The following is a 13369-nucleotide window of genomic DNA, read 5'->3' on the forward strand; positions in this document are numbered from 1 at the left end:
CGTGCACGCGATGAATCGGACCGACTCGTTCCAATCCTACCGCCCGCTCCTCTTCGCGATCGGCTACCGGATGCTGGGTTCGGCGGCCGAAGCGGAAGACGTCCTCCAGGACGCCTGGCTTCGTTGGGAAGCGGCCGATCCGGCAGAGATCGAATCGGAGAAGGCATGGCTCTCCACCGTCGTCACTCGCCTCTGCCTCGACAGGCTCAAGTCGGCGCGGATGACGCGCGAGCAGTACGTGGGGCCGTGGCTACCGGAGCCCGTGAAGACCGAGGTGCGCATCGATCCGGATTCGATCTCGATGGCCTTTCTCGTCCTGCTCGAGCGCCTCACGCCGGTCGAGCGGGCAGCGTTTCTTCTCCACGAGGTGTTCGAGTACAGCCATGGGGAGGTCGCCGCGATGCTCGGCGAGCAAGAGGCGACCTGTCGCCAGTTCTTCCACCGCGCGCAGGCGCGCATTCGTGAGGGCCGCCCGCGCTTCTCCCCATCGCGGGCCGATCACGAGCGGCTGCTGCGGACGTTCGCCGAAGCGTTGATGAAGGGGGATCTCGATGTCCTCGAAAAGACGCTCTCCGAGGACGCGACGCTTTGGGCCGACAGTGGCGGCAAGGTCCGGGCGGCCGCGCGTCGTCCTGTGCACGGGGCTCACGCGATAGCGCTCTTCTTCGCCGGTGTCGTGCGGAAGTTCCCGCACGGGCCCGATCAGAGCTTCGAGATCCTCGACGTCAACGGATGGCCGGCGGTGGTCGGTCGCTCCAACGGCATCGCGAACCTGGTGCTCAGCATCGAGACCGACGGCGAGAAGATCACCGCCGTGCGCAACGTGGTGAACCCGGAGAAGCTCAGGCGCGTCTAGGCCCCGCTTCATGCTAACTCTCGTCGCCTGCGCATCGTCCACGCCGCCCCCGGAGAACAAGGCGACGGCGAACGAAGCGGCCGGTGTCGATGTCGTTGAGTGCCGTGGTGCGGGGCGATAGCCGAAAAGGAAGGCAGCTACCGCCCGGCGACATCGCATCGCCGTGATGCCGGCACTAACATTGCGCCATGAAACACGAGCATGCCCCGCTGAGCTTCCGCATCGCCACCCGCGCCGACATTCCCGCGCTGGTGCCGCTGGTGACCGGCGCCTACCGCGGGGACTCGAGCCGCCAGGGCTGGACCACCGAGGCGGACATGCTCGACGGCGCGCGCATCGACCCGGAGGTCCTGCGTCAGGACATCGAACGCGACGGCAGTCGGATCCTGCTCGCCGAGCGCGATGGCGTCCTGCTCGGCTGCGCCCACGTGGCCATCGAGGATGGCGCCGGGTACTTCGGCATGTTTGCGGTGCGTCCGGATCTGCAAGGCGGCGGGATGGGCAAGGCGCTGCTGGCCGAGGCCGAGCGCGTCGCCCGCGACGACTGGTCGATGCCGACCATGCGCATGACGGTGATCGACATCCGCGAGGAGCTGATCGCCTTCTACGAGCGGCGCGGCTATGTCCGCACGGGCCTCAAGAAGCCCTTCCCGTATGGCGACGAGCGCTTCGGCATCCCGACCCGTCAGGACCTGCGCTTCGAGGTCCTGGAAAAGCCGCTGACCGCGGGGTGATGCATCAACCGGCACGCTCGTCGGTCCATGAATCATAGTCGCCAGCTCGCAACCCGCGTCAGGCGAAGAAGCGCCTCACCTCGCTGCAAATCCAGGCCGACTCTCCGAGCACCTGGAAGTGCGTGAGCCCAGCGAGCTCGACGTATCGGCTCGAGGCGATCGACGAGGCGGCTGCTCTTACCGCGTTACGTCCCAAGCAATGCTCCCCTGCATAGAGCAAGCAGGGCACGTCGATCGTGTGCACCGCGTCGGCCAGGCTCTCCCAGCATCCTTCCGCTTCACGCAGCGCAATCAACGCGCCTGTGTTTGCCTGCAAGAGGCGCTCGGCCATGGCCGGGGGGAGATCCATCATCCGTCGCCAGAGATCGCGCCATGCCGGGCCGCCCTTTCGGAGTGAATCGATGACGAGGTCGTCCTCGATACGCACCTCCGAGGCGAACTCGAACCCGCCGAGCACGAGACCGGCGAGCCTTTGCGGGTGCCGGCTTGCCAGGCTCAGCACGATCTTCGCGCCCAGCGAGTAGCCCCCGACGATGGCTTTCTCGATGGCCAAGTGATTCATGACCGCGATCACGTCGGAAGCCAGCAGGTCGAGGCGATAGTCGTCGGGGTTGGTCGAGCCGTCGCTGGTTCCATGCCCACGCGGCTCGATGGCAATCAAGCGGAAGGCATCCTTCAGTGCCTCGACGTAGCCCAGATCGACCCAGTCGAGCACGGTCATCCCGAATCCGAAGACAAGCACGAGCGGCGGAAGGTCGTGCTCACCACCAAGCTCTTCGTAGTGGATCCGCAGACCACCATTGTCGGCATAGGGCATGGCGTCGTTCTACACGTGGACTCGAGCGACTCAAGGGAGCACTCGAGGTGCTCGGAGCGCGGTGGCCGACGCGGAGCAGGCTGGTATCCTCGTGCGGGATGCTCGATTTTCGGTCCTACGGCCCCGCCACGGCCCTCCACGCCCACGACTTCGTGCAGGTCGTGATGCCGTCACGCGGGGTGCTGGAGATCGAGGTGAACGGTCGAGGCGGCCGTGTCGATGCACGCCACATCGCGGTGATTCCTGCGGGGGTCGCGCACGCCTTCGAGGCCACCGGCCGCAACAGCTTCATCGTGCTGGACGCGGTGCAGGCGACGAACGCCCCCGACCTCAGCCGCTTGGGTGATCGCGTGTTCATCCCTCTCATGCCCAGCCTGAGAGCTCTGACGACGTGGTTGCAGACGATGCACGCGCCGGAGAGCGTCACCGCGATCGACTCCGCCTTGGCCGATGCGTGGTCGTCCCTGGCGCTTGCGACTCTGGCTTCACACCCGGCCAACGGGGGCACGTCGCTCCGTGCGCGCCGCGATCCTCGCGCCGAGCGCGTGTGGCGAGCGATCAATCAGCGGTTCGCCGAGCCGCTCACGATCGATGCGCTTGCTGCCGAGGAGGGCGTGAGCGGACGTCACCTCGCGGCACTGTTCCGGGCCACCTATGGCACCACCGTTCACGCACGGCTTGCGGAGGTTCGGGTGCAGTACGCGGTCTCGCTGCTCGAGACGACGTCGCTGCCGATCATCGAGGTGGCGGCGCGTTCCGGCTACTACGACCAGAGCTCCCTCACGCGCCACCTCAGAGCCGCGCTAGGTACGACGCCCGGCGCCCTGCGCCGCCATCGGCGCTAGAGCTTCCGGTTTCGCCAAAGCGTCTCCGTCTTCGCCAAGACGGCACCCTCCTTCGTCTGCAGAGTGTCTGGCTCGATGGACTCGAAAGGAGATGGCACGATGGATGAGAGCTCGAGCAAACAGCCTGAGACGATCACCTGGTCGGAGTTCGAGAAGGTCGTCATCGTCGCGGGGACGGTGACGCGCGTCGAAGCGTTCCCCGAGGCGCGCAAGCCCGCGTGGAAGGTCTGGGTGGACTTCGGGCCCTACGGTGAGAAGAAGACCAGCGCGCAGATCGCCCATCTCTATCGGGCGGACGATCTCATCGGCCGCCAAATCGTCGGCGTCATCAACTTCCCAGAAAAGCAGATCGGTCCGTTCCGCTCGCAGTTCCTGTTGACCGGGTTTCCGACGGAGGCGGGCGTGGTCATCACGACGCCCGAGCGCCCCGTGCCCAACGGCACGCGGCTTGGCTGAACGCGGCCGGCACTTCGCACGACGTCCGCTTCGGGGGACGTGCTCAGGATGATCCGTGCGCTCCGGCTGACTCCGCCTTTCGCTTCTTGAAGCAGACGGCCTCCCAAGAGCGCTGCGACGCAAGGTGTTCGGCGACGTGCTGCACGAACGCGCGGGTCTTCACCGAGTTGCGCCGGGTCTGCGGGTACAGCGCGTAGATCGCGACGTTCGATTTTCGTGGGTTCGCGTCGAAGCCGGAGAGGACGCACGCGAGCCGTCCGTCGGCCACGTGCTGGGCGACGAGCCAGGTCGGAAGCAGCGCGACGCCCGCACCGTCCATGGCGGCCTCGAGAAGCATCTCGGAGCTGTTGGCGCGGAGTGTCCCTTGAACGCGTACGCGCGTGTCCGTTCCTCCGTGTGCGAAGTGCCAAGACGTCGTGCGTGAGTCCATGCCCGGAGCGCTCGCTTCGTACGAGAAGAGCAGACAACGGTGTCGCGCGAGATCTCGGGGATGCTTGGGGCGGCCATGGGCCGCGAAGTAGGCCGGCGCCGCGCAGACCACGCGCTGGTGTGGCGCGAGCTTCCTCGCGATCAACGAGCCGCTCTCAGGGCGTCCGATGCGAATCGCGATGTCGATCCCGGCCTCGAGGATGTCCACGACCGCGTCCGTGAGCACGAGTTCGAGCTCGACCTCTGGACACTTGCGCATGAACGACGTGACGACGCGCGAGAGATGCAGCCTGCCGAAGGCGACCGGCGCGGTCACTCGCAGGCGCCCGCGGGGGGTCGCGTCGAGACCGCTCACCATACGAGTCGCGGCATCGAGCTCCTCGAGCACGCGTGTCACTTGCTCGTACAGGACCTGCCCGGCTTCGGTCGGCGTCACCGATCGCGTCGAGCGGACCAGGAGCTTCACGCCGAGCTTGTCCTCCAGCCAGTTCAGCTGGCGCGTCACGGACGAAACTGCGGAGAGGCCGGCGCTGCGAGCTGCGCCCGAAAATCCCCCTGCTTCGACGACGCGGGCGAATGCCCGGAGCGCTTCGAGTTGATCCACGAGCCGCCTCCGTCTTTGCGTGCGACGCAAAGATAATAGACAGAATGGACACATTATCAACAGTCGACCCAAGCCACACGATGGTGGGCGGAGGTCGAACCCGTGAACAATGTCCCCGTCGAAGTCACGTCGGACTTCATCTGTCCGTGGTGCTACGTGGCGGAACACCGCCTTGCGGAGGCCGCGAAGCAAGTCGCAGGCACCCACGAAGTCTCGATAAAATTCCTGCCGTTCGAGCTGAACCCGACGATGCGCGTCGAGGGGATGGACCGGAAGGCCTACCGGAGCGGCAAGTTCGGTTCTTGGGAGCGCTCGCTGGCGATGGACGCTCACCTCGCCGAAGTCGGTAAAGCCGAGGGACTCGCGTTCAACTACGATCGCGTGCTCGTAACGCCAAACACGCGACGCGCGCACCGCCTGGTGGGGTGGGCTCAGGAGCGAGGTGACGCCTCGCGTCTGGTTCACCAGCTATTCTACGCCTACTTCACCGAGGGGCGTGACATCGGCTCTCTCGCTGTGTTGGCCGACGTCGCCGCGGACGCTGGCCTCCCTCGTCGCGAAGCCGAAACGTGGCTGTCGAGTGAAGGCGGCGTGCGCGAGGTTCTGGAGCTCGAGACGAAGTCCCTCGCGTCGGGCACGCATGCGGTTCCTCGCATCCGCATCGGTTCCTTCGTCGCCGAAGGTGCGGTCGCCGTCTCGCGTCTGGTCGATGCGATCAAGGCCGTCCGCTCCGAGGATGCCCCTCGAGCGACAGTCGGGCGTGGGACAGGGAGGCAATCGTGAAGCGGAGAGCCATCATCATCGGCGGATCGCTCGGCGGGCTTTTCGCGGCCGTGCTCCTTCGAGAAGCGGGGTGGACGGTGGACGTCTACGAGCGCTCGCCCGGAGATCTCGAGAGCCGTGGAGGGGGCATCGTCCTCCAGCCGGACGTCGTCGAGGTCTTCAGGCGCATCGGCGTCGATGCGACGAAGCTGCGCGGCGTCGTCGCAAGAGAGCGGGTCTACCTCTCGCGCGATGGCGGGGTCGCGTCTCTGATGAGGTCACCGCAGACGCAGACTTCCTGGTCCGCCCTGTATAGCGCGCTCCGGGAGGCGTTCCCGAAGGAGCACTACCACGCCGGCGAAACGCTCGTCTCCATCGAGCAAGATGCGAGCGCCGTCATCGCTCACTTCGAAGATGGTCGGAGTTCGGAGCGCGCGGAGCTGCTCGTTGGAGCGGATGGCGCAGGGTCCACGGTTCGCCAGCTCATGCTCCCGGACATCGAGGTGCGTTACGCCGGATACGTTGCCTTTCGCGGCCTCGTTCCCGAAGGTGAACTGCCAGCGAAGGCGCGCGAGGTCCTGTCGGAGCGGTTCGCGTTCTTCGAGTTTCCGGGATCGCATATCCTCTCGTATCTCGTGGGGGGCGACGATCACTCGACGGATCGTGGTGCGCGCCGCTTCAACTGGGTTTGGTACCGGAACATGGCTCCCTCTCGGCTCGAGGAAGTGATGACCGATCGAGATGGCCGCGTCCGCGAGCGTTCGGTCCCTCCCGGACATCTCGCGCCAAAGCTCGAACGCGAGCTCCGCGCCGCGGCAGACGACGAGCTCGCATGGCCGTTCCGCGATCTCGTCCACGCAACGCGAGACCCCTTCGTCCAACCGATCCTCGACCTTGTGGTTCCTCGAATGGTTTTCGGTCGAGTCGTCCTACTCGGCGATGCCGCGTTCGTGCCCCGCCCGCATACAGCCGCCAGTACGTTGAAGGCGGCGGCGAACGCCCTCATGTTGGTGGACGCACTCACGCCGCCCGCGACCGACCTCGCGACCGCGCTTGCGAGCTGGGAGCCTCGCCAGCTTCTCCTCGGGCAAGAGCTCGCGCTGCGTGGCAAGATGCTCGGCGACCGCTCACAGTTCCCGAACGGCCGATGACATCGAACGCCCAGCCGTGATCGCGGCACGCCGTGACCGCCATCGAGTTCAGCGCCGCGCGACGAGCACGACGTTGCGAACCGCCATCGGCGAATACGCCTCGCCGGGATCGAGCACGGGCACGAGGCGTACGTCCAATCTCTCCGCACGCGCTGCGCGCTCGATCCGCTGAAGCTCGCCGTTGCCGCCGAGCGTGCCGATGACATTGAACGCCAGCCCGCCGCCAGGACGTAAGGTGCGGCGAACGTCGGCGAAGAACGCGCGGCTGGCGAACGGCGCGGCAAGCACCGAGCCGTCGTATGCGTCGACGATGATCGCGTCCCACGTGCTGCTTGGCGAGCGCCGAAGGAACGATGCTCCGTCGTCGATCGTGATCGAGATGTTTGGTATGGCGTCGAGCCCGAACCAGCGACGTGCGAGTGTGACGACGCGCTCGTCGGACTCCACAACGTCGAGCGTCGCTCCCGGATAGACCCGCGCGAATTGGCGGATGCTTACGCCGCCTCCGCTGCCGATGAACAGAAAGCGACGTTGACTCGAGGCTCGCACCGCCGCGAGATGCAGGAGATCGACGTAGAACCAACCCGAACGTTCGGGCTCGTCGATTGCGGCGCGCGACCAGACGAGGTTTCCGCGTTCATCGCAGGCGACCATTTCCCGGTATCCCGCGCGGTCGCGCACCACGATTTCGGGGCTCTTGTCGGCGAGGCGCTCGTGGACGCGCTCTCCGCGAATCCAGCTTGCGAGTCGCTCGGTGCCGGTGGAGCGCGGCGTCGGCAGTGGATGCCCGCACCAAGGCAGCCGAAACGACGCGCGTGCGATGGCGAGGCTCGGGAGGAGGGCTTCGACGAGAGCGAGCTGCTCGTCGGAGAACGTCGAGCCACAGCGACCAAGCATCAGACCGCCGATCGGGATGCCGCGCACCGCGAGGAACGCAATGAGCGAATGGCGTCCACCGATCGGTGCCGCGAAGTCGCGATGGTAGCGAAGGGCACGGACGTGTTGCTCACCAAGAACCTGCGTATCGACCGCGACGCCTCTCCTCGCGAGAGCCGTTGCTTTGATGGGCGCGATCTCGTCGTCGTAGTCGCCGCGTGCAATGGCGGCGCCTAGCTTCCCGTCGATGCCGATGATCGTCGGCGGCTCTCCTTTGACGGCGAAGAGGGCTGCGTCGAACCCGACGCTACGACCGAGAAGGTCGAGCACGGCTCGGTCGAACGTCGCTTCGTCGGGAACTTCGTTCGCGAGCGCAATCGGGTCGAAGGGCATCCCTGTGGGACAATCGGCGCTGCTCTTGGTTCCCGAGTCAGCGACGTTCGTTGAGGCGCTCTCGCCCGACCCCGGCTACCGGCTGACCTCTGGCGCCGACGATCGAGCTTCGTGACATCGCGATTCGCGAGTCTGTCGTATCCTTCTCGCCCTCGATGAGCGATCTCCGCCCTGGCATCGTCACCTGGCAACGTTCGGCCGAATCCACGTCGAACCACCACGTCTTCGACTCCGCCCATCCGCGCATCCACCAGGCGCGACAGGAGATCTTCGAGGACGGGACGTGCAGCCTGCCTATCTTCTTCGACGCCGACGGGCGGGAGGTCGCGACCAACGGGACACCGGCGCCCGAACGTCCCGCTCATGTACCGGCGTTCTCTGCGCTGATCACCAACGGAAGGAGGAAAGGCGTCTGGGAGCATGGGCGGATGAAGCTCGCCGACGGTCCGTCGCCTCGCGTCGGCATGTGGACGTTCTTCTTCCCCGATGGCGCGCGGGAGCTGGTCGATTACGGCGAACCGAGCGACGTGCTGCCGTGCAAGAAGTACGACGCATCAGGCGTGCTCCGCGTCGAGGGGGCGTACAAGGCGATGGAAGGCCGGCACGCGGGCGGCGGCCACTGGAGTGGACCTCTCATCGGCGTGTGGCGTTTCTTCGACGAACGAGGTGAGCTCGTGACGGAGCGAGACCTCACCCACCACCGCGTCGATGCGCTCGACGACGACGAGCTTCTGACGTTCGCCCGGACTCGTCACGACGTGCCCGATGGCGCGACCTACGTCGGGCATGGACGCATTTCGACCCGTACGGACCTCGATCATTGGGGGCTGGCGCGTGCGGACGGAGTCACGTTCCGGCTCACGACCTTCACGGACGGACGGAAGAAGGCCGAAGCACAGCTCGGCACCGACGGCGCGCTGCCCGGTCCGTGGTCGTTCTGGGATCCCAACGGCAAGCTCCTCGCCCGGATCGAGTTCAGGTCGTTTCCTCCGGAGGAGGACGGAGAAGAGGAGGAGGTCGCCGCGCGCTGGCAGATGTTCGCCGAGGACGGCGCCGTGCTCGAAGAAGTGTTCCTGCCGCTCTACGAGCAGATGGAAAACGTCCGCGACGTCGTGCTCCTCGACGAGGAGAAGCTCGCGATGCTTCACCTGCTGTCGACCATCGTTCGCCTACCGCGGACCGAGTACTACGCGATGGCGAAGGACATCCCCTGGACCGAGCTCTCGGACCCGTCGATGTTCGCCTGGTACGCGTTTCACGAATCCAAGTACCACGTGGCTCATCTCCTGAATGCACTCGTCGCCGACGCCCCCGAGATCCGCGACGGGGCGCTCCGCGTTTTGTCGACCGATACGGTTCACCAGGGGACGATCTACGAATCGAGCGCGAGGCTTACGCCGATGCTGCTGCACGTCGCGAGCGACGGGCGCGCCGCCCGGAGCGCGATCCTTGCGCTCCTCGCAAGGTACGCCGATGCTCTACCGCCGCCGTCCGACAACGAAGCTCCGTGGCTCGACCCGATGCGAAAGGCATTTCGGGATCGAGCCGTCGAGCTCGGCCGACTCGCGAACGATCCCGACGAGGCGGTCCGCAAGCAGGCGCTTCGGCTCCTTGCCTCGAGAACGCTCAGCGCCGGTTGACCGGCGATGTTGGGCAGACGCGGGAGTCAGTAGCGATCGGCGTCGCTCTTCGGCGCGTATGGCGTTGCGGGATAAGAAACTCCTCGAATCGTCGTGCCGCCGTACGCAACACGCCCGACGAATTCGAGAAATGCCGCCGGAAACGCGAGCTGTGGCTTGCTTGCTTCGTCGAGCTGCTGGCGTTGCAGGTCGGTCAGGCGAAGATCGAGCGCTTTCAGATTCTGCTCCAGCTGGCCGATCGTGCGCGCACCCACGACCGGCGAGGCGACCGCCCGGCGCCCGCAAAGCCACGCCAGCGCCACTTGAGCGACCGTGGCATCGAGCTCGGATGCAATCCGCTCTGCGCACTCGATCACGTCGAACGTGCGATCGTCGGACAGCGCCGGCAGCGCAAACGCGCCGCGATCAGGCGCATGATTGCCCTTGTCTCGACGAGCGTACTTGCCAGTGAGAACACCGTTCTTCAGCGGTGACCACGGCATCACTCCCAAGCCAAGCTCGTCGGCCATGGCCAAGAACTCCCCCTCCACGGTCCGTTCGAGGAGCGAGTACTCGATTTGCAACGCGACGAGCGGCGAGAGACCTCGAAGCTGTGCCGTCACCTGGGCTTCGGCGACCTTCCAGGCGGGCGTGTCGGAAAAGCCGATGTAGCGAATCTTCCCCGCACGCACGAGATCATCGAGCGTGCGCATCGTTTCATCGATCGGCGTGAACTTGTCCCACGCGTGCATCCAATAGAGATCGACGTAATCCGTTTCCAGTCGCCGCAGCGATTCGTCGAGCTGCGCATGGATGGCCTTGCGGCTCGTTCCACCTGCGTTGGGATCGCCGGGAAAGAGACTGCCGAAGAACTTCGTCGCGAGAACGAGTCGCTGTCGCTTTCGAGGACCGTGCCCCAGATGCTCGCCGATGATCTTCTCCGAGCGACCTCGCGTGTAAAGGTTCGCGGTGTCGATGAAGTTTCCGCCTCGATCGATGTACGCATCCATGATGCGCTGCGAGTCGGCGACGGACGAACCCCAATCGTCCTGACCGAACGTCATCGCGCCGAGGCAAAATGGGCTAACCCGAAGGCCCGAGTGTCCAAGGGTCACGTAGTCGTCGATGGGCATTGGCGTGTCCTCCGTGAACGAGGAAGGTACGCGCGCCGCACGCCGCCGAATTGGAAGAAACGGTCACTCCGTCGAATTGACCAACGCACGGAACGTACGCGGTGTTGTTCCCGTGCGCTCTCGGAAGTCCGCAATCATGTGCGCTTGGTCGTAATACCCGCTTCGAGCGGCGAGATCGGCGAAGTTCGAGAAACCGGCCGCTTCGAGCGCATCGGTTGCCCGACGGAAGCGCAGAAGGCTTGCATACGCCTTCGGCGTCATGCCGACGTGGTCGAGGAACTGTCTCCGCAATTGGCGCGGGCTGATGCCCAAGTGGTCCGCGAGTTCGCTGACGCGCTCACACGCTCCACGTTCGAGACGTGCCGTCGCGGCGTCTACCAGCGCGCTCGTCGACGGCGTTGTACGGACCAGGCCCAGGCGTGCGACAAGCATCTCTTCGAGGACGCGAAGCCGATCCTTCATCCTCGACGCGCCCATCATGCGTTCGCCGAGTCTCTCGCCATCCTTTCCCCAGAGAGCGTCGACCGCGACCGTTCGATCCGTCAGCTCGTCCAGCGGAACACCCAGAAGCTCTCGGCCTCGCCCCGCGCGAAGGCGTACGCCGAGGGCCCACCGAAGACGAGCGCGCGGCATTTGAGCGGCTCGCGTTTGTGGACCTTTGACTTCGATGCGCAGGCGCCGCGCGTCTTTCGACGACGACACGACGAAGGTGGCCGTGCCTTGCGGAAGAAGGAGTGCCGGAGCCTCGACGCCTTCGTACGAAACGCCGCAAATCTCGGTCAGGTACGCCGCCGCCTCGGGGCGAGGTGCAACCTCGACGTACGCGACGGCTTCGGGCGGCATGTGGTTCGATGATGCAGCGCGAGGCGCTTTTACGCAACCGACGGGCGGCCGGTCGGTACGGTGTTGGCCTTTCAAGCTTCGGAATGCCTGAGCGGAGTCGAGGTTCCGGAGCTACTCATGTCTAAAAGGGACTTGGACAGCCGAACGGAAATGTCGCATGCGCGCTCGCGCCGTAAGTTCTTATATGCGGTTGGTGGTGCCGGAATCGTGTCAGCTGCGGGGCTGGCATTGATGGGCGCCCGGCGGAGTGCCACCAAGAACGACGGAAGGAGGAGCCAGATGGAGAGCCCGATCGAGGTTGTGCGCAGATTCTGTGCGGCGTGGTCCAACAACATCGGGGCCGCCGAGCTGGCCGCGTTTTTCACCGACGACGCCGTCTACCACAATATTCCGCTGGCGCCGGTCACCGGCAGGGACGCCATCGCGAACAACATCGCCACGTTCATCCGCCCTGGCGCGCCAGGCATCGAGAGCATCGAGTTCCGCGTCATCAATATCGCAGCGAATGGTCCGGTCGTGATGACCGAGCGGGTGGACGCCTTCAAGCTGCCTCACAAGTCCTTCGAGCTGCCGGTCATGGGAGTCTTCGAGGTCAGAAACGGCAAGATCAGCGCCTGGCGCGACTATTTCGACATGAACCAGTTCACCAGCCGGATGGGATGAGCCCGGACATCGATCCTTATCGGGCACGATCGTTCAGGCCAGTTCGAGGGCTTCTCGCTTCGACGCCCGCGATCGGGAAGAACACCGTGCGAGCGTGCGGAATCGTTGAACCGTGGCCGCACGCAAGAATGGTTTTCACGGGATCCAGGAATCCTGGGGGAGGGGGACCTGCCCATGGTGTTTCCGAGCACGGGCTCCGTCTCGTAGCTCACGAGTGCGGTGCCGGTGGCTGCGTTGCGCGCCACCGGTATCCCGCACCATGTCCGCTCGGGGAACGTGGCTATCGTCGGCGATTACCGACAGCGCTAATGGACGCAGAGCACCGTCGCCAGCGTGATGACGACACATGTACACGTCCTCGAACGTCCGCGTGCTGCGACGGGCCGGCAGTCTCGTGAAGGTCATCTTCAGACCTCTTCGACCCGGAGCGCGCATCGCCTTGATCGAGGCGCGACCCCGGACCGGCCGAGGACTTCAGTCCTCGACGAGGGCCTGCCACTTCGTCATCCGTCGCTTCATGTCGATTGTCTCGCCGTTCGCCGAGAAGGTTCCGTCGCCGCGATGATGAAACTCACCGAGGCCACGCTTCGATTCGGCGAGCCACACGCGCGTCGCCTCGAGAAGCCACAGATTGTAATCGGCGACGAGTCGATCATCGGCGACGCGACACTCGATGTTGGCGAAGCATTCGCCAACGAGCGGGGGAGCGACGGTGATTGCCGGAAGCGGCGTAAAGCCGAAGCGCTTCCACTTGTCGACGTCTCGACCGGACACATTACCGACGTCGACGACACGCGTGGCGAGATCGATTGACGGGATCGCGATCACGCACTCTCGCGTCTCGCGCAGCGCGTCGTAGCTGTAGTCCCAAGGACCGACCACGAGCGCGAGAATCGGCGGGTCGTGCACCACCGACATGTTGAAGCCGTTGGTCATCAGGTTCGGACGCCCACCCCGCGACGTCGAGACCATGATGACCGGTCCCGGCTCGATCAACCGATGTACTCGGTCGAGGGGGAACTCGGAGAAGCCCGCCGCGGCGACGATATCCGACTTCGCATTCGATGCTCGTCTGGCGGGCGACTGAACACGCGCGGTCTTCGGGGTATGAGGATGGTCGGTCATGGTGAGGCTGCTCCTTCATAAACAACAGGTCGAGTTGGAAGCCGAGTTGCCGGGAGAGCGCCT

General features: G+C 65.4%; 14 protein-coding genes. 8 read left to right on the top strand and 6 right to left on the bottom strand.

Annotated elements, in window-relative coordinates; translation table 11 throughout:
- The first annotated feature begins 10 nt into the window (after positions 1-10).
- Positions 11-856, top strand: coding sequence for an RNA polymerase sigma-70 factor (locus tag AKJ09_RS22880; protein ID WP_146649334.1), 846 nt, complete (start codon positions 11-13; stop codon positions 854-856).
- 188 nt (positions 857-1044) lie between these two features.
- A complete protein-coding gene (locus tag AKJ09_RS22885) occupies positions 1045-1590 on the top strand; it encodes a GNAT family N-acetyltransferase (protein ID WP_146649335.1) in 546 nt (181 codons plus the stop codon).
- 58 nt (positions 1591-1648) lie between these two features.
- Here AKJ09_RS22885 and AKJ09_RS22890 read toward each other — a convergent pair whose 3' ends face one another.
- On the bottom strand, positions 1649-2407 hold the full coding sequence (locus tag AKJ09_RS22890; RefSeq protein ID WP_146649336.1) for an alpha/beta fold hydrolase: 759 nt from the start codon (positions 2405-2407) through the stop codon (positions 1649-1651).
- Positions 2408-2505: 98 nt separating this feature from the next.
- Between AKJ09_RS22890 and AKJ09_RS22895 the strand changes: the two genes are divergently transcribed.
- Complete coding sequence (locus AKJ09_RS22895; RefSeq protein WP_146649337.1) at positions 2506-3252, top strand: AraC family transcriptional regulator; 747 nt, start codon at positions 2506-2508, stop codon at positions 3250-3252.
- Positions 3253-3351: 99 nt separating this feature from the next.
- Entirely contained in the window at positions 3352-3708 is a 357-nt protein-coding gene (locus AKJ09_RS22900; protein ID WP_146649338.1) for a tRNA-binding protein, read from the top strand.
- Positions 3709-3751: 43 nt separating this feature from the next.
- Here AKJ09_RS22900 and AKJ09_RS22905 read toward each other — a convergent pair whose 3' ends face one another.
- Positions 3752-4741 carry a LysR family transcriptional regulator gene (locus AKJ09_RS22905; RefSeq protein ID WP_146649339.1) on the bottom strand — a complete coding sequence of 330 codons (990 nt, stop codon included), beginning with the start codon at positions 4739-4741 and terminating at the stop codon, positions 3752-3754.
- Positions 4742-4843: 102 nt separating this feature from the next.
- On the opposite strand from AKJ09_RS22905, the gene AKJ09_RS22910 reads away from it, so the two are divergent.
- Positions 4844-5524, top strand: a complete 681-nt coding sequence (locus AKJ09_RS22910; RefSeq protein ID WP_146649340.1) for a DsbA family oxidoreductase — start codon at positions 4844-4846, stop codon at positions 5522-5524.
- Positions 5521-6654: an FAD binding domain-containing protein gene (locus AKJ09_RS22915; RefSeq protein ID WP_146649341.1), complete on the top strand. Its 1134-nt coding sequence runs from the start codon at positions 5521-5523 to the stop codon at positions 6652-6654. The genes AKJ09_RS22910 and AKJ09_RS22915 overlap by 4 nt, the downstream gene beginning before the upstream one ends.
- Before the next feature lie 48 nt (positions 6655-6702).
- On the opposite strand, the gene AKJ09_RS22920 is transcribed toward AKJ09_RS22915, so the two are convergent.
- On the bottom strand, positions 6703-7923 hold the full coding sequence (locus AKJ09_RS22920; RefSeq protein WP_146649342.1) for a spermidine synthase: 1221 nt from the start codon (positions 7921-7923) through the stop codon (positions 6703-6705).
- Between the two features lie 155 nt (positions 7924-8078).
- Between AKJ09_RS22920 and AKJ09_RS22925 the strand changes: the two genes are divergently transcribed.
- Positions 8079-9563 (top strand): toxin-antitoxin system YwqK family antitoxin, encoded by a 1485-nt coding sequence (locus tag AKJ09_RS22925; protein ID WP_146649343.1) that lies wholly within the window; start codon positions 8079-8081, stop codon positions 9561-9563.
- Between the two features lie 26 nt (positions 9564-9589).
- Here the strand turns inward: AKJ09_RS22925 and AKJ09_RS22930 are convergent, their stop codons facing one another.
- The gene (locus AKJ09_RS22930) at positions 9590-10675 is read right to left on the bottom strand and encodes an aldo/keto reductase (RefSeq protein ID WP_146649344.1); all 1086 of its coding nucleotides are present in this window, start codon (positions 10673-10675) and stop codon (positions 9590-9592) included.
- A gap of 63 nt (positions 10676-10738) precedes the next feature.
- A complete protein-coding gene (locus AKJ09_RS22935) occupies positions 10739-11518 on the bottom strand; it encodes a helix-turn-helix transcriptional regulator (protein ID WP_146649345.1) in 780 nt (259 codons plus the stop codon).
- Between the two features lie 279 nt (positions 11519-11797).
- Here AKJ09_RS22935 and AKJ09_RS22940 point away from each other — a divergent pair, with 279 nt between their 5' ends.
- A complete protein-coding gene (locus AKJ09_RS22940; RefSeq protein WP_146649346.1) occupies positions 11798-12181 on the top strand; it encodes a limonene-1,2-epoxide hydrolase family protein in 384 nt (127 codons plus the stop codon).
- A 474-nt stretch (positions 12182-12655) separates the two neighbouring features.
- Here AKJ09_RS22940 and AKJ09_RS22945 read toward each other — a convergent pair whose 3' ends face one another.
- Positions 12656-13306 carry a flavin reductase family protein gene (locus AKJ09_RS22945; RefSeq protein WP_146649347.1) on the bottom strand — a complete coding sequence of 217 codons (651 nt, stop codon included), beginning with the start codon at positions 13304-13306 and terminating at the stop codon, positions 12656-12658.
- Positions 13307-13369: the final 63 nt, after the last annotated feature.

This window comes from Labilithrix luteola (assembly GCF_001263205.1).
GTDB classification, from domain to species: Bacteria; Myxococcota_A; Polyangia; order Polyangiales; family Polyangiaceae; genus Labilithrix; species Labilithrix luteola.